The organism is Mucilaginibacter sp. cycad4, assembly GCF_034263275.1.
GTDB lineage: Bacteria > Bacteroidota > Bacteroidia > Sphingobacteriales > Sphingobacteriaceae > Mucilaginibacter.
In genome coordinates this window covers 2,260,338-2,277,901 of record NZ_CP139559.1, presented here as the reverse complement: position 1 = coordinate 2,277,901, position 17,564 = coordinate 2,260,338, and the positions used below count along the sequence as shown (strand labels likewise).

Sequence of the window (17,564 nt, the reverse complement as noted above, 5' to 3'; positions counted from 1 at the left end):
TAAAAATGGAACAGAGTACGATTTTACGTCTCTGTCCCACTGGGTGACCTAACGAAGTTCGAACTCAAAAAGTGACTTCATTGTGCAAAAAACGCAGAATCTAAAAATCGCCTAAAACAAAACCGCCTCTAAATGCATTAGAGGCGGTTTTTTAAATTTTGTGACCCCAAAAGTACAGATGTCGAACACTTTTATTGAGGATTGCAAGAAAATTGTAGCATTGAAATATGGATAATGCGGTCTGTTAATTTAACAAAGGTGTCAATTGAGTGGGATAATCGAACATTTGTTATTTGCTGTTTTAGAATTGGAGTTACAAGTATTCTTCCAGTTTAAAATCCAAAAATTCACTTTCCTAGTGGTATTGTATTAATTCATTTATATCTTTCATAATGCTAGGGACGCAAATATTTCCATTGTTTTTACGTTAATGTTGGCGTTTGAATTACCGTCTTTCATTGTTATATACTCTTCCTTTCAATTACCTAAGCGTGGCGATCTTTTGTTCATCAATAAAATTACTTATACCAGGCATTCTGCTATGTGAATTTGAATAGCCGCTCTGCGCACTTTTCTTTTCCCCCAAGGCAACGATCTTTGCAGTTAATTCCTCCGATGTGTCAATATTAAAAATACCCTTAACTTTTTCAAAATGACGCTTTGAAAGCAGTTTGTTGAGAATTGGCAAAGAATCGGAATCCTCATCCCGGTAGATGTAAGTGCGGGGGAACCAATTTTTGCCATTCAATTGAGCAATAAAATAACAAAGAATATCCGCGTCTGTAAAGTCTTTCTTACTTAACGTATCCGGTAACCGTGAAATTAGAAAATCCGCTTGTGGATTCAGGAATGGGTGATTGTGGATTTTAACATAATACTCATTGAAATCGGCTATATTATGACGGAAAGAGGAATAATCAACGGGAGTGTTACCGGTCTTGTATTTATCACGAATGAAATACGAAGCATGTAAGAGTTCTGACATTAATTTATAATTTTCCTGCTTTAAAAGCAGTGCAATTGTATAGGTAAACAATTCGTCAATGATAAACTTATAATTGACAAAATCACTTCCATACCAAGATCCAACAGTAACATCGGGGTATAACAATATTGGGAGTCGCTCAAAAAAGCCGATTAAAATATCGATATCAAACTCTTCTCCAGTTTTGGCCAATTTATCAATAAAAATAATAAAATCGTTGCGTAAGGGCGTATATTTAACCAAGTTGTTATAAAGGGTTTCAGGAAAATCACGGTTATTGCAACTTCCAAGTTGCAATTTAAATTCTTTTAGGTCTTTGAAAAATTCATCAAAAAAGTCCCTTGCGAGTAAATTAATCCGTGACGGGTGCTTATCGATTTGAGTCTCGAAAGCTCTTGCCATGGTAGTGGTTTTAAAACTCATCGGAGTTTCCTCCATTAAATATTTAGGGGGTGAACCTAACTTGGGTTTAGTTAGTCGGGGTAACTGGTAAATATTTCTTAAAAGTTGCTCATATCCACTTTCAAAATGCTCTTCCGTTGAAAGATCAATGTAAATTTTGCTGGTAAGGTAGACGGGTAAGAAAGGATTTCTATTTTCGTCCTTTTTCACAACTATAGGAATGAATTTTTCCTGTGTTGTGCTTTCATAGACCTTGGAGCTGATGATGGTTGTTTCCGTACCGACACCTCCTGATCTACCATCAGCTTTTTCACTATACTTCTTATCCAATATGATTAATACTTTGTCAATATCTGCAGCATGTACCATGCTTTCCATAAAAGCAAATTTGTCATGCCCTTCTTTCAGATGCCATTTGTCCAAAATAATATCGACACCATCATGGACAAGTCTTTGTGCAAGTTGTAATACCCAAAGTTCGTGAGCCGGATTACTCCAACTGTAAGATATAAAAGCTTTCTTGTTAGACATTTTTTTTAGATATAAGGTTCAGATGAGTACGTTAACAAAGTTATCAAAAATACTTGTTATCAATCGGCTTGAATAGTCAACTTGTACTCCGATTTGATCAGCTTTTAAAAGCCGCGAAATCATGAATTGCTGGAGGATAATTAAATAGTACTTAATATGTTAAAAACATCCGCCAGTTTACTTGCCACTTGGCAATTGTACAATTGATTGAATCTTTCTTGATTAATAAGAGTACCTAGCTCATTTTCGGTGAAGAAATAGTCACAATATGGAAGCGCACCGCAGGCGTGCATAACATCTAAAGTGTCGTTTCCATCTTTATATTTCCGGTTTTTATTCCAACGGAATTTGCCAAACAAAGTAGAGTAAATATTAAAAAACGGTAAATAAGCGCCGATCTGATTTGCTATGAAATTTGAGAATATAGCCGCCCTAAACTCATGGATTAGTTCCGGGTTTCTTTCTTTTTCGGCAGGATAACGGCCTGTCTTGTTGAAAAAATCCTGCAACAAAGCCTTTTCTAATAAAGGATTACAAGCATCAAGATGTCCGGCCAGTTCGGATAAGAACATCTGGACCGGAGTTTTATTCTGATCCTTATATAGTTCTTTATTTAAATTCAATTCCACTATATTGTCCTTATAGTGAAAAGGGTGCTGTAGTAGAAATTCGTTGTTGACTGCATCAGGGATTGAGAAGTTACTCCAATAATCAAACATGGCGTTTTGATGCGTCGCGTTGTTAACTGTGAATTGAAGAGTCAGTAGCTCATTGTATTTAATAATTAGCTGGAATTTTGCCCAGATGGATTGTTCAATTGGTTGTGTCGGTTTATTTAACTTATTATTCAGCCAAAAAATCAATTCATTTACTATACGGGTTTCCATGCCGACCAATGAAATTCCTTCCGAAAGTTGTTCTATAATCTTTAGGGTGTTCGTTCTGGTTACGGCATCACTTTGTTTAATAATCTCATAGTAAGTCATTTCGCTTACTATAAAAATACATTTTTTTGACCTGACAAGATCAATTGCCTTATCTAAAAGTTCCCTGCCTTTTGAATAATCAAGAGCACCTTGGTCTCTTAGCAAAATCCAATAGTTCATGTCGAGATATATGGTTTTACGGGTCCCAATGGTTGCATTAATGCCGGGACTTTGATTGGCTATATATTGATCTATAGGACTGACTGGAAGCATTGTTTTAAAAGTCAAATGCGGGTATAGATTAAACCTGGATTTCGATTAAGATAATATACTGTAATATTTATGGTGTTATTACTCGGTTGACGTAATATCTCCCAAATCTACTTGAATATTATTAATTTGTATATTTGATTTCCAAGTGACCTATTTTAACGCTTAAGTTACCTCATAAGTCAATGTCAGAACCTAAATCCAATTTTGAAGAAATCCTCGCGGACGTAAGAAAAACTCAAAAGCCTGTTAGAACTTTTCCCTATATAGCTACCCAATATTTAAATGTTTCCCGGCGAGGATGGCGCGTAATCAAATCCGTAAACGACTTATTGGAAAAATATGAACTAATATGCGAACCTGAATTTGGTAGTGCTTGGTTCTATGGGGAAATCGAGATCAAGCCTAAACCGAAAGTGGGCTATGGCAAATCAGATAATTCAGTTGTAGAAACTGATCCGACGCCGCGACTGAGCTTATTGAAAGCGGCAAATCTCAATAAAGTAAAGGAACTAGGGACTGGAAACGGTTTGATTAGCGTTAACCGAAATACAACAGTCATTGAGGCTACTACGCTAATGATCATGCATAGCTTTTCCCAGTTACCTATCTTGAATAATCAAAGAGATGTAGATGGAATCGTAAGCTGGAAATCTATTGGCCGAGCGCTCGCACTCGGCAAAAGTTGTACTACTGTTTCCGATTGCAAGGAAGACGTTACCATTTTGGATCATGATGAGCTTTTATTTAACGCAGTGAAATTTGTGTTAGAAGAGGAAGTTGTACTCGTCAGACAAAAAGACCGTACGATAAGCGGGATAGTTACAGCGACAGATATTGGGGAACAATTTATATCAATGGCGGAGCCGTTCCTGATAATTGAACAAATTGAGAATCATATCCGAAAAATGCTAGGTAATAAGTTTGAAAAAGAAGATTTAATTTTTTCGGAAAAATTGGAGGAAAAGTCAAGGGAAATCAATAACATTTCTGATTTAACATTTGGCCAATATGTAAAACTAATGGAAGATCCCAAGAAGTTTGAAAAACTTAAAATAAATGTTGATAGAGGGGTGCTAGCAAAGCAATTGGAAGAGGTGCGAAAAATTCGCAACGATGTAATGCATTTTAATACCGATGGAATTAACTCCCAAAATCTGGAATTATTAAGGCAGACGGTAAATTTCCTGCATGTAGTAACGTCAACGTTAAAAACTTGACAATTAGAATAATATTAATGCCGGGTTGTAATAAACACCAAACTGTAACTGCTGGGAATTAATGAATGAAGTGTAGTGGAACACCACATTCAATGGTGAATATGATTATGAGTTGCTTTCTCCTACAGTAAATAGAATATGATATCGGCAAATTTTGTTTGTAATTTATTACTTGTGGTGGATCGAAAAGAATTTTAGTATTTAAACTATTTTTTTGCATATTACAATAACCAATAACCGGTAACCAAAATCACTATGGAGTCACGATTTCTATCGCTTTCTAACTATTCGTTTGAAAATATAATCCTGGGTGTATTTCTATGTAAAAGAAAATTAGGCAATTGCAAATGAGTCTGCTTCAACAATATCGCAAGAGTGATAAGCTCAGCATCGTTATAAAGTCAATTGTAAATAATATAGTATTGGCAAAAATAATTAACGAATATAAGGAGTTACTCCAGCAAAAGGATAAAGAAGGCTTTACATTTTTAGAAGAATTGAAGGAGCTGGAAATTAGGTTTATCGCAAACTCAAGTTTTGATGAAACAAACGAGGCATTTGATCTTCTTTTTCTTTCTTATTTAGCCTTGTTAAAAGCAGATTTTCCCAATATTACTATAAAAATATACTATCCTTATTTTGACGAAAAAGAACGAAATAATTATTTTTTCAAACTGAACCAACACCGTCTACACTTTATCATTACTGCTAAGCAAGAGGTATTTAGACTATATAAGAATAATATAGAATATAGAGTTAGAAAAATTTCCCAATCTATATCTTATATCCCTCCGTTGCCCATTAATCTTCAAACGATAGACGATTTGTTTAGTAAAAAAAATAAGAATAACGATTACTTGTCTATTTTAAATGCGACATTAAATGGAAGTGCTCATGATCTTTTTACTGCAACAGACAGAGAAGTTGTTTTTTCGAAAATGCAGCATTTGTACAAGGAAAAGAGGGGGCCTTTACAATACTGGACAGCAAATGAGCTTAGTGGATTATATTTCCTGAAAGCACTTTATGACCTCTACGTCTTGCGCTGGTATATCGATCTGCACCATGGTGTTGTTAGTGATTATCAGATTGGCTCGTCGATTGTCAATTCGAAGGAAGATACAGAAAGCACGGTGGTTTTTAGAAAAGCGGTAATTAATGTGCTTAATGAGACAGGGGCGTTTTACTTCAGTGATGTAGAAGCCTATTTTTTTTCATTGATTATCAGTAATAGTGAACTTTTTAAAATTCCAACAGGCAGAGACGATATGTTAGCTAAGGTTTCTCTTTTTTTTCAAGAACATGAAGTCGAACAATTGGCCGCAGACAACAAGCATTTAAAAGTAACCTACATCAATATATATCAGGAAAATCTGGAACGAATTATTGGATATGTTAAGGATATAGCTTATGGGCTCGAAGAATTAGCCAAAAATGTAGTTGAGCACACAAAGGCGAGGCATGATGTCATAACTGCTAGAATATACAAGTATCAGTCTATAGTGAGTCTCAAAAGCATTGATAAGGACTGGCTTCAAAAGTTTGATTCCAGCCACCGGTTTCTAGATATTAATGTAATAGATTCTGGCACTATCAGTGTCAAAAAATCTTATAAGCAAAGCCTATTAAACGAAAGAGATCTTTTTACGGTTTCGGTCACCGATGATATGTTGAATGAGTCATTGGCGAATGAATACAACGATGACATCGAAAAGATCGAGCATTTTGGATTAAGTGATTTCTTTAATTATAATTCGATAAAATTATATCATCAGATTAACCGAACTAAAGCTCGTCTTGGCCTTTTGATTTTTTCGCAAACAATTTTGCACGAGAAGGAAGCTTTTGTTGGTTTTTCTTCCAATGACCTTGAAGAGAATGTTCCGAAGGGCTGCTATATGTTTGTGGGGGAGACTGGGATCGTAAAAAGGAATACTGAAAAAATGATGCCGCTTGGCACGCATTACAATTTTATTATTCCAATGAAAGAAGTTTTGCAAACGCGCCGGTTGGAGGACGATATGATCTATAAAGAAACAAGCATATCCTCATCGGTATTCCTTGAGCTACATAATTATGGAGTCAATGAGAATGCCAATAGAAATCTTTCTCGTGTAAATTTCGACAGTACCAAAGTCTCATCAGATAAATATGCCAAATTAGATGAACTTAAACTTCAAATGGCCAGATATCCCAGAGATAGCATTATGGTCATTAATGCGGATGACCTCAATGAAATACTAAACAATTCTAGTGACTGGATTCGCTTCTTAGCCAACATACAGTTCTCGTCTGACTTTTTTAGGGATGTCATTATCTATGGCTTAAACCCAATAGTCTACGTGGAAATCATAAATATTCTTAAACTTTTTGACAGCATTCCAGATCAAGTTGTAGGGTTCTGGAAAAAAGGCAGGTTTATTTTATGTTATCTGCCAATTGATTACAATGAGGGTGTCTTTTGGTTTAATCATCTATTAACGGGTGCGAACTACCAACAGTTTGTCAAACTAAATGACGAAGTCAGTCTGTATCATTTGAATTTCAACAGTGTTGTTGATTGCAAGCGCTTTCCGGTTGCAGACATGCGTGATTTAGATACGACAGAAAGCTACTTTTTCTCAAAAAGTAAAAAGCTTTTAAACTTTGAGTTACTGATTAAAGGCAATGCCAAAATCAGTCTGTTCGAAGAGACAACGCGCTCATTGATTAATGTTCCTATAGACAATAAAATCCATGAAATTTAATAAGGATAAATATTTTAGGAACATTACGGGATATAAAATCCCCAATGGACATTTTGAGCTTGGTTCTAACCTGCATATCAAAGATTACTATTATGCAAAACGATTATTTTATAATAGCTTTTATACAAACAGATTTGCATTTTTAATAGTCAAATACATTTTATCCCAGTTTGATGCCCTTATTCAGAAAACGCTGGGAAGTGATCGTTCCAATGCAAAAGAATCGATAATTACACTGTTGGGATACGAAAATTATTCAGAGTTGCTTGTGAGTAACGTAAGGAAAATGCTCAATGATTATTTGGCCGAGAAATATAAGCTCAAACGGGAGATCTTCAACCACGATATTTATACCAAAGAAGGGATATTTTTGAAGAACCCGGACAAAATAGGGCGGAATATATTGTCACTATTTCCAATAAGCACAACCTTTTCAACCTCAATCAAGATACAGGGTGAAATGAAGGAAATATTGCAGCATGAACGCTTTGGAAATTTGAATCTGGTCTTCCATGATCCGGTTATCAACTGTATCATCATATCCAACGAGGGATTGGACGGGTATCGGGAGTTTAGCCAGGGGGATATTGAGAAGCAATTTGGGTGGGAAATCTACGATCATGACAGACGGTACATCGAAATGCAGCATTTTGATAACCAATTGGGCGAATCTGACGACACCTGGTTCCAAGGTTTTGAGAGACCTTCAAAAAAGATCCTTCAACGGTTTTTTATATCTGTTAGAACCGAATGGCAAAAGATAGACGAGTGTTTGCAATGCTATCCTCAGGTACCCACTGTCGAAGAATGCCTGGTTGAAACCAAAGCCAGTGCAGTAACGCCGAATTTGATATTTGGATACCCTAAAACATTTGACTATGCAGAAGTCAATAATGCTTATAAGCTCTTTAGCATAAAAAAAGTATCCGGGAGGCAAGAGCCGATCGTATATAGACGGCATTTTACCAAGGATAATAAAAATTATATTTATTATATCCGAGTAGGCAAGTTTTTGCAGGAAAACAATAAACAAATTAGGGCGTGGCTTTCTGATTTGCGGAAAAATGACATGAAACCCTTGCTGGATCAGAATATTGTTATCGTTACACCAACTATTGGGTCGAATTCTGGTTTTGTCAATCTTGTAAACGATCAGCTTTTTTCAGATACAGCTACTATTATCCAATATAATCCAAACGAAGAGTTTTTACAGAATTTTAAGATCTTCTATGCTGATATCTTAAATAGTGCGGATGCAGTCATATTTGTGGATGATGTTGTATCCACCACGAATTCGCTTTCCGATATTAATTTTTTTATCAAGAATGCAAGGAGTGATAATAAAGGTATCGATTGTTGTATCAACCTGATCAACCGAGTGGGGTATTACAATTATACAAAATTGCAGGAAAAACTAAAAAGTGGGTCTACACCTAAGCTGACAGTTAAGAAATTCTTCAGTTTTGTAAATGTCAACGTTACCCCAGTTGTTTACAGAAATAAATTTCCTTATATAGTGCTCGGAGAAAAATTTAAAGAGCTGGCTCAAAAATCCGTTTTGGACAGCATGCGAATACATTTTAAAGAGAAAGAGCGACTCTTTGAGCCATTAGATATTGGACGTCAATTTGATAAATTAGAGGATGATGATCACCCCAAGGCCCTGTTTCAATTTCTTTTTTTGCATGAATTCAATAAAATATTTACCGTAAAAAGCCGGGGCGATGCATATGTTCATGCCGAACTCATTGAAAGAGCATTTGGGCTTAACCGTCAGGAATCTTATGAAGCTATTATTGAACAGATACTTACAAAAGATCAGAATAATTCTCTAACTAGTTTCCTATCGGACTATCCCGTTTTTCGTCACGAACTACGAAATGCACTATTTAAAATATGCACCCTCGACCCTTATATTCATCATCACTTTATAAAGCAAAGCGTTTTTAAATGGGTACTCAATTCGCTGATTGAAATTGTTGATAAGATTTTGGCGGACGGAAAAGTTGAGGATGTATTCTTTCAAGCCAGAAAGGGAAACGAGTCGACCGCATATTCCGCCTTCCAAAACTTCAAATTTCTATTGAAACGAGGAGCAAAATTAAAGATGAATTACATCTATTCCATTGATATGCTTAATGCCATCAGGTTCGTACTGATAGGTATTGAGCGGGTCAAAGAAAACAGACATTTTCACATCTCCGAAAATAGCATTTCGTTGTTAGAAGAGCCGCAATACCGCGTCTTGGTCGACCCGATTCGTACAAAGGCAATCTTTCCCGTGGAGTTTATTACTTATTACGTTGGGTTATTAGAAGAGCTTATAATCGAACATGAAGCCAAGGCTCTGCAACTGGTTGTCAATATTAAGAAGATTATTGACCGTAATTTGATAGCGACTGGCTCTGGCAAAACACTTAAAAATTCTTACAACGATCATTTTACCCAGTTATTACGATTACTTGTTATAGAGAATACTTTTATATTCCATACCTCGAGCGATAAATTCTTGAATAAGGCTGAACGCCTGATTCTGTTTTCAGACAGTAATACTGATGAGTTTATTGGAAAGTTGAACGCTTTTGAGCGTACTTACTCCTTTCAATTTGCCAATAATATGCTATCCCGGTTTGACTTTGTCGACGGACGTACAGTATACAAACCTGAGGCTTCGATATTTATGTCTTTTCAATATATGATATTATTGAAAGCCTTGTTGCGGAACGACCTTCAGGAGAATAAGAACTCGGTTTCGATAAAGGACAAATTGACTAAGATTTTGGAATTAATCTGTCAGATTCTGGAAGTAAAAAACGGAGGCACGTTTCTAGCAATCAAACACAAAAACAGGAGGCAGCTCACGCAAACCGATGATGTTGTGCTTGTTGGTGAATATCGAAATGAAGAATCATTTGAATTTATGGGTGATGATCTTAGCCAGGAAAGCTTGCTTTTCAAGGTTTTTGATGGAGTTTCCGAGAAAAAAAATAGATACATACTCTCTACCTTTGAGCTTTCATTGGATAGTAAAAGCAACTACCACTTTAGAGAGAATGAACAAGTTCATCAGTATAACCTGAGCGCACTTTACGAATTCCAGGTAAAAAACACCTATAAAAATATTTTTTACCTGCGTATAGCGGATATCGCGATCGACCAGCACAACGGCGGATTTGAAACGGCTTCACAAGCCGTAATTTGTGTTTATAATAATATGTTAAATGAAGATGAGCGGCAGGCGCTCATTAAGGTACTAACTAATGCCCCGAATCTTGCTGATCAACGAGCGATTCCTTTTGGACGAAAGGAACCAGATGTGATTATTCCACCTTCTTATGAGAGGTTCGATCCCAAAAAGATCAGGCAATTGTTGCTTTTACGAAACGATTTGAATGATTTTATCAACCACCATTTGAACAATGACAGCCTCAGAGCTTACATCGAAATACTTAACAAAAACAAATACTATTACACCTTGAAACACGGAACCGTCGTTTATGAAACTCTGGTAAAAAACTATCTGAAGAAATTGCAGACAGCAGATACCATCAGCGGGGTAAAGGAAAACGCTAACTTTTTGAAAGTAGCTATAACCTATCTCATGAACAAAGTAAACTTGATGACCATCGCTGCAAAATTGTTTGACATGAAGGATGACCAGTATCCGGTACTGGTAAGACATAAGCTTAAAGAATTTGCGGATGAAATCGAACAGTCTTATAAGTATATATTGACCATGGAACAGGACAACCTTAATTTCTTAGAGGATGTTGGGTTGGTTGTCTTTGATCGTTCCGGTATACCCGAAGAATTTGCAGAAAGAAAATTCTCTTTTTGCAAGAATCTGATGAAAGAGTTGGTGTTCGAAATCCTATATAATATCAAAAAACATGCAGTCAATCCTAATCCTTTTGAGATAAACGATGACAATAAATTGATAATTACTGTAGCACTCGTAGAAATAAAGAAAAATTATTATGTGCAGGTGACTAATAACTTTTCCGATAAATCCGAAACTTTCATCAAAGGACTAAGCGATAATTTGTTAAAAAGGCGTAATACCGATGGGCTTAATTTAATATACAACATCATAAATATCATATCAAAAAGAATGATCTTTCTGGAAGAGCAGGCAGATATTTTTAAAATTTACATACCCTTATCATTTGATTAAATATGGCCAATATTATGATTATTGAGGACAACATCAGCCATTACCGGTTCTTTTCCAGCATATTGATGACCGAGCACAGTGTTTTCCCGTCAGACGAAAGCGAGTTTAAAAAATTTCGCTCGTTGCTTTCTAAAATGTACAGTAATGGAAATAGTACAAGCGTTAAGAAAAAGGCTATCGCTGCAATTACCGATATTATAAGTAATGTGCTCCCGGATCTTTATATTATGGATTACCAATTATTAGAAGGAGAAGATGCTTGCAATGGGCTGAGCTTTACGCGAGATTTTATACGCGCAAGTCATATTTTATTTGTAACGGGTATAGATAGCAATAAAACGATTAACAAAATTAATTCCTATACTAAAGATCAACAAGGCAATAACATTATGGAATCTATTTTAAAGGAAGAGACATTGGATGACGAGTTTGCCGAAGAGATAAGAATGTTGGTGAAAAAATTACTTAAGACAAAATTTTCAGATGATAGGCCATTAGATGTTTCGAACTTATAATTATGGCAACAACGTCAAATTTCAACGACCTAGCAGAGGTTTTTACTCAAAAGAACAGTGATTTTAAGCTCTTTGAAACTGAATATACGACATTGGGACGGAAATTAAAAAGAGCGGAAATTGAGGATTATATTAACAAGTTTCAACAGTGGTTATCGATATTTACAGGGCTTTATAGTGAGATATCGAAAGAAGCATTGATCGAAGATGTAGCAGGACACCGAGCAAAGTACGTAAACTGGCTAAACGTCCTAATTAACCGGATACAATTTATTTATTTAACACAGTTGTCTTATGAACTTAGCTATTCATATAACAAGCATAATCTTTTTGTAGCGCGTGTTTCAATCTTTATTGGTCTTGGACTTACTATATTTTCGCTAGCCTTCCCATACATGATGCCCAATCAATTTGAATCTAATGTAAAGGAGTTTCAGAAGAACAATAAAAAGCAACATGAACGCATCATCGAACTCGAAAATAACGTCCTCAAGTTACAACAAGAATTGAAAAATAGGTTGAATAATGAGGGTGTTTACCAATCCGCTGTTAAACCCACCCAACGAACTGTTCCGGTCAGGCGTTAATCCCATTCTTGCTTCTCTGTAATCTTATAAAAAGAGCCGTGATCGGTATGAGGGCACTGAAAAAGTTCCCGAAATTCGGGTAAGAGAAAGGGTATTGAAGATGTAAAGAAAATTGTGGCTTTAAAGTCAGATAATAAACTTAAAATACGATAACTATTGACACTTCGATTTTCACTGGTAATTAAGAGATAATTTGATAGGTTGGAAAGATTCTCTTTTTTGCAGTATGAACGGGCATCTATTAGAACACCTGGAGGGTGTTTTACAGGTGATTTAAGCAGTTTTAGAGGTTAAGGAATTTTTAATTGAAATCGCGGGGCGGAAACCAGAGATCGCCGATCTTTCAGAAGGTTTGAAAGCAAAGATAAATGAACAGGTCGTTTTAATCTCCGAATTGTTTGGGCTTCTGACATTATTTGAACGAGCTATTCTGAAAATGCCCATTTCTTGGCTTGGGTCATCTCCGGATGAAGCGCCGTTGGTGAGTGATTTGACACTGTTTATAATCAGTTTGTTTTTGGAGATATGTCATATTTTCAATATATTCGATCCACCTAAAGCTACACACTAAATGCCTGAACTTTCAAAATTTAATTACATCAATGTCGGCCCCGGCGGCACCTTCAAACCATCCAGTATTGCAGCGTATAATACTACTCCTCAGGATGTAGATGCGATCTTTAACCAGCTGGGCGATAATCAAAAACACATTTTGCTGTATTTTCATGGCGGTCTCGTCAACGAGCACAACGGGATGAATACCGCGGAAATCGTTACCCCTTTACTGACAGCGGCTGATGTGCATCCTGTTTCCTTTATTTGGGAAACAGGCTTTTTCGAAACGATTGAACAGAACCTGGGATCGATCTGGGGAACAACTTTTTTTAAAAAGATACTGGAAAAGGTGATCAAGGTTGCCGGCAGCAAACTCGGTATCGAGTTGCCGTCAATTGCCGGCTCCCGCGGCGTGGGCACGCTCAGCTATGATGATATTCAGCGCGAATTGCAAAACGAGGCGCCTTTCCAGAATTATGTTGTGCAAACCGGTAGCCGTTCTGTAAACGTCATCAGCGGAAGCGATCGTTTGTTGAGTGATGAGATCGAAGTTGATATTGAACAAGAGCTGCTGGCCGACCCTTATTTTCAGAATAACCCTCTTAACCAGCTTGATGACCACTCGCTTGCCATGATCAAAAAGGATCAGCTCGTCAATGTTCCTGACGCGGGTAGTCGTGGTATTTTGTCTATCGCGGGCCTGATCAAAGCAGCAGTGACCATCATTTTCAAGGTTATTAAACGCTTTATCGCTAAACGTGATCATAATTTCTATCCTACCATAGTTGAAGAGATCCTGCGGGAAGTATACCTCGCCGATTTCGGCACCTGGCTCTGGAGTGATATGAAAAATAAAGCAGAAGAAATGTGGAAGACGGATTCCTCCGTTGCAGACCCGCTTGCTCAGCACGCAGGCGGTTACCTTTTAAAACAGCTAAAAATATTTGCCGATACACATCAGGGGATTACGATTGATTTGGTAGGTCATTCTGCCGGAGCCATTGTTATTTGTCATTTTATAGAGGCCTTCAATCAGCTCGGCATCAATGCCAGGATCCGCAATACGGTCTTTATGGCCCCGGCCTGCCGTTCCGATCTTTTTTATGAAAAGGTGATCAAAAGCGGCGCGGACATCGGCCGTTTCCGTATGTTCACCATGGACGATCATTATGAGTGCCTGGATTTCTGCGTCAAATACGTCTATACACATTCTCTGCTGTACCTTATTTCCGGCATTCTCGAACCCAATGAGTATGACGCTTATATCCTTGGTATGCAGCGCTACCTGAGCGGAACGGCGCCTTATGATCAGGATGATATATTAAAAGCTGTCCGGGATTACATGGCCGATAGTACCAACCGTACCATCTTTGCAAAAACAATAGATGGGGCAGCCCGCGGCCTGCAGTGTATAGCGGAGCACCACGGTGGTTTCGCAGACCCGGCCGCACTTGCTATTGGTAGTATCACTTATTTACTAGAGCACTAATTGACCATGCCCAATATCGGTGATTTTGCAATAGTTATAGGGGTTGACGAGTACCTTAGCTTACCGGCTTTGCAGGGGCCGATTAATGATGCCAATCAGTTTCATTACTGGTTGCTGGACGCTCAGGGTGGAGATGTACCTGTACGTAACTGCTACCTGATTCCCAATACCCGTAACCCGGCGCGCCCGCTACAGGATGATATTGATGACGCACTGGCAGCGATTGTAACACAGGACATTACTTTCCGGCGCTTTTATTTCTTTTTCGCTGGTCACGGCATGGGGGTGACCTGGGACCTGAACGGATTGTGTTTACCAAAATGGAGCCAGATACAGCGCAATTATGCGCTTTCTTCCAAAGGATATCTGAATTACCTAGTTGAATCTTCCTTGTTTCCGGAGATTTATTTCTTTATGGATTGCTGTCGCTCACGCGAGATCAACGTGGTACCCTCCAACACCCGGCTCAACGCGATCCGTCCCCGTGGCGGCGATGTTGCCAGCATAGTGATTTACGCGACGCCCTTTGAAAATACAGCAGGTGAAGCGCCGGTTGGCGGGGCCGATAATTCGCTGGTACGCGGTTTTTTTTCACGTTCGCTGGTTGAAGGCCTGGGCGGAGCGGCTGCCGACAGCAATAATACCGTTACAGCAAAAAACCTGATCGATTACTGCCGGAGGCGTACCGAGGAACTGGCACGCGCCAATAACCGCGTCCAGATTATCCAAACTGTGATCAACGACGGTGGCAGACCATTGGAGGAACTGGTGATATGCGGCGTACAGTCGAAGCCAGGTGTGGCGGCAACGGTCAGTTTTGCAACCGCCGGGGATTTTCGCCTGTTGGGGCCAGACCTTTCCCCGATAGCCGCATGGACGGTAACCGCGGGAGCAGAAGAAGGGCCTATACCGCTGCTGCCCGGCCTTTATTGTATAGAAAATACGCAAACTAACGTTAAACAACTTTTCCTCATCGATGGCAACGCAAACACTTTCCGCTTCAGCGCCAATTGAGCGCTTTACGCTTTCTGCTTTCGCGAGCGGTCCTATGGCGGAATTTGCACGCCTTACGCTGTACGATGGTCGTATGCAGGTCATTGCCGACGATTATGCTTCGATCACCTGTGAGACTTCTAAAGGTCTGTATAAACTGACGCTTAAGCTGAACGAAGCCTATACCGAGCAATATATCGTATTAGACCAGGACCGCTATGAAAATATCCCCACGCCCCAGACAGCGTCAGCAACGCTGGCAGCCGGATTTAATACGACGCATGAATATTACAGCCTCGATGCAGAAACCATAAGCCGGGAACCAACGGCAGACTTGCCCGCGGAAAAAGGTAACGGGGCTTTGTTTCTTTTTTTTCGATATCCGGATGAACCGACATTCAGTAATTTTTATTTACCCGGCCAACGCCTGACAGATCACTTCAAATTACTGGACGCCGATCGGCGGATCATCTGTGATTTTACAGAAAATTACGTTCGGGAAGAACTGGATAGGTTTGGCTGGACCGGTTTCCATGCAAGCCTGAAACCGGGTATTTACTATTTATATTATGAAGGCCGTAAAGCTGAGAAACTTTGGCAGGAACGGCAGGGGCAACCAGCAAGGGAAATGCCCATACATGTTTTTGAGGGTTGGCAGACGCAAGGTTTTATGACCTTTCGAAATGGCCCGGTGTTTACTTCATTGATCTTTTCATTGGCTAAACTGGATCACCGGGAGCGTTTAGGTTTCCGCATACAGGAAGAGTTGACCTTACTGGAGGGCGTATTGCGCAAATTTGCGAATGGTATTTACTACCTGCCTAAGGATATGCTATCCAATCTAGCTTACGGGAAATTTGAGAACCCCTTTCTCGGGCTGGTTGCTGCCTATTCTTATTTCAAAAGTCGTGGAAGCGGGCAGGAGCAGTTTTTTGCCACTGTTGTCCGTAATCTCAACCAGCTTTTGGGCGCGGAAACCCCGGATGTCTCTGCGCTCAATGCGTTGGCCGCTGCGCATTCCAATGCTCCCGTAAGAATACCTGTTGCGCTACGTACCCCTGCTATGTTTGCTCCCGGGTTTTCATTAGTGCTTCGCCAGCAGGGAACCCGTTTTTATCCAGGTGTACAAGCAGGCAGTATAGCTGAAAAGTGTATTGAGAAATTGTTCCATGACCTGGTATGGACCTCATATAAGCCGCTGGGTAAGCCTAAAGAGCTATATGAAAAGGAAGTTATTCGTGCCCGCAAGTTAGATGTCCTGTTGGAGAGCGTCCCTGATCCAGATCTGGATTACGAGATACCGTCCGGCGTTCCGGCTCCTGCGAAACGTGCAGCACCAGGAAAGCCCCGTAAACCAGCGATCTTGAATTCCTGGGTAGCCAACAGCCTTGTTTATGCTTTACAAAATAATGAAGGGTTAAATCCAGTTAATCTGCCACAGCTGGCGGCGCAGCTCCAGGTAACCCCAAACATGCTAATGGATACTGCTCAAAAACTGTCGCGCGAAAGTGACAAGATCAGGGCTTATCTATCTGTACAGCAGGAATCGGAGTTGTCTCAAACCTTCAGCGGGCAGAACCTCGATAAAGTTGCCCGCCTGACGGGGACCTACCTGCCGCCGGCAGCCGGTTGATTAGGCTATCGGGGCATGATCAAGGCCATCCCAATCATCCTGTAACAAGCGTTTGGCATTCAGGCTGGTGATCTTTTTGATACGCCCCTCCATAATTCGGGGTCATTTTTCATGTCATCATATAAAGCGTTGAGCTGATGGTTCAGGAACAGGTCTTTTGGGGTTGGTTGCCAGACCGTCGAAACCGGTTCCGATCGCAATATGGTCATAATCCTGGCCGGGTGTATGCCGGTTCAATTCTTTCATCTTTTCGTTAATATATGGATATACCGCTGATATTGACCACTTGATTTCGGCGGAATGACTGTAAACAAGCAGAAGCGGAAATTCACGAAATCCTCGCAAAATACAGGGTTGACCCTCGAAGAGAGTTTTTTAATCTGGACATGGAATCGATTTGCGAGACCATACAAACGGTGATAGAAAAGATCAATAAAGATGCCTGAAAGCAGGGGATAGTAGGAACCAATCACAGGGAAAGCCTCCGGCAAAAAAACTCTTAAAATGCATAGGGGGATATATTAATGTCCCTTAATG

Annotated in this window: 10 protein-coding genes and 1 pseudogene; 9 read left to right on the top strand and 2 right to left on the bottom strand. The window is 39.2% G+C overall.

Going from position 1 to position 17,564, the window contains the following annotated elements; all coding sequences use genetic code 11:
* Positions 1–481: 481 nt before the first annotated feature.
* Together SNE26_RS09250 and SNE26_RS09245 are read right to left on the bottom strand one after the other, a co-directional pair.
* Positions 482–1,918: an SEFIR domain-containing protein gene (locus tag SNE26_RS09250; protein WP_321559071.1), complete on the bottom strand. Its 1,437-nt coding sequence runs from the start codon at positions 1,916–1,918 to the stop codon at positions 482–484.
* A 140-nt stretch (positions 1,919–2,058) separates the two neighbouring features.
* A complete protein-coding gene (locus SNE26_RS09245) occupies positions 2,059–3,024 on the bottom strand; it encodes a hypothetical protein (protein WP_321559070.1) in 966 nt (321 codons plus the stop codon).
* Between the two features lie 275 nt (positions 3,025–3,299).
* Here SNE26_RS09245 and SNE26_RS09240 point away from each other — a divergent pair, with 275 nt between their 5' ends.
* The 9 genes and pseudogenes from SNE26_RS09240 to SNE26_RS29520 all read left to right on the top strand — a co-directional run.
* Positions 3,300–4,334: a CBS domain-containing protein gene (locus SNE26_RS09240; protein WP_321559069.1), complete on the top strand. Its 1,035-nt coding sequence runs from the start codon at positions 3,300–3,302 to the stop codon at positions 4,332–4,334.
* Between the two features lie 347 nt (positions 4,335–4,681).
* Positions 4,682–7,081 carry a hypothetical protein gene (locus tag SNE26_RS09235; RefSeq protein WP_321559068.1) on the top strand — a complete coding sequence of 800 codons (2,400 nt, stop codon included), beginning with the start codon at positions 4,682–4,684 and terminating at the stop codon, positions 7,079–7,081.
* The gene (locus tag SNE26_RS09230) at positions 7,071–11,255 is read left to right on the top strand and encodes a hypothetical protein (protein WP_321559067.1); all 4,185 of its coding nucleotides are present in this window, start codon (positions 7,071–7,073) and stop codon (positions 11,253–11,255) included. The genes SNE26_RS09235 and SNE26_RS09230 overlap by 11 nt, the downstream gene beginning before the upstream one ends.
* A gap of 2 nt (positions 11,256–11,257) precedes the next feature.
* Positions 11,258–11,770: a hypothetical protein gene (locus SNE26_RS09225; RefSeq protein ID WP_321559066.1), complete on the top strand. Its 513-nt coding sequence runs from the start codon at positions 11,258–11,260 to the stop codon at positions 11,768–11,770.
* Positions 11,771–11,772: 2 nt separating this feature from the next.
* Positions 11,773–12,357, top strand: coding sequence for a hypothetical protein (locus tag SNE26_RS09220; protein ID WP_321559065.1), 585 nt, complete (start codon positions 11,773–11,775; stop codon positions 12,355–12,357).
* 571 nt (positions 12,358–12,928) lie between these two features.
* On the top strand, positions 12,929–14,401 hold the full coding sequence (locus SNE26_RS09215) for an alpha/beta hydrolase (RefSeq protein ID WP_321559064.1): 1,473 nt from the start codon (positions 12,929–12,931) through the stop codon (positions 14,399–14,401).
* A gap of 6 nt (positions 14,402–14,407) precedes the next feature.
* The gene (locus tag SNE26_RS09210; protein ID WP_321559063.1) at positions 14,408–15,415 is read left to right on the top strand and encodes a caspase family protein; all 1,008 of its coding nucleotides are present in this window, start codon (positions 14,408–14,410) and stop codon (positions 15,413–15,415) included.
* Entirely contained in the window at positions 15,378–17,027 is a 1,650-nt protein-coding gene (locus tag SNE26_RS09205) for a hypothetical protein (protein ID WP_321559062.1), read from the top strand. Before SNE26_RS09210 ends, SNE26_RS09205 begins: the two co-directional genes overlap by 38 nt.
* Before the next feature lie 308 nt (positions 17,028–17,335).
* Positions 17,336–17,473, top strand: a pseudogene (locus tag SNE26_RS29520) (GIY-YIG nuclease family protein); the annotation flags it as partial.
* Positions 17,474–17,564 lie beyond the last annotated feature (91 nt).

Coding starts and splice junctions, on each gene's coding strand:
- SNE26_RS09240 (WP_321559069.1), top strand. CDS start 3,300: ATGTCAGAACCTAAATCCAATTTTGAAGAAATCCTCGCGGACGTAAGA.
- SNE26_RS09210 (WP_321559063.1), top strand. CDS start 14,408: ATGCCCAATATCGGTGATTTTGCAATAGTTATAGGGGTTGACGAGTAC.
- SNE26_RS09245 (WP_321559070.1), bottom strand. CDS start 3,024: ATGAACTATTGGATTTTGCTAAGAGACCAAGGTGCTCTTGATTATTCA.
- SNE26_RS09250 (WP_321559071.1), bottom strand. CDS start 1,918: ATGTCTAACAAGAAAGCTTTTATATCTTACAGTTGGAGTAATCCGGCT.
- SNE26_RS09215 (WP_321559064.1), top strand. CDS start 12,929: ATGCCTGAACTTTCAAAATTTAATTACATCAATGTCGGCCCCGGCGGC.
- SNE26_RS09230 (WP_321559067.1), top strand. CDS start 7,071: ATGAAATTTAATAAGGATAAATATTTTAGGAACATTACGGGATATAAA.
- SNE26_RS09220 (WP_321559065.1), top strand. CDS start 11,773: ATGGCAACAACGTCAAATTTCAACGACCTAGCAGAGGTTTTTACTCAA.
- SNE26_RS09235 (WP_321559068.1), top strand. CDS start 4,682: ATGAGTCTGCTTCAACAATATCGCAAGAGTGATAAGCTCAGCATCGTT.
- SNE26_RS09205 (WP_321559062.1), top strand. CDS start 15,378: ATGGCAACGCAAACACTTTCCGCTTCAGCGCCAATTGAGCGCTTTACG.
- SNE26_RS09225 (WP_321559066.1), top strand. CDS start 11,258: ATGGCCAATATTATGATTATTGAGGACAACATCAGCCATTACCGGTTC.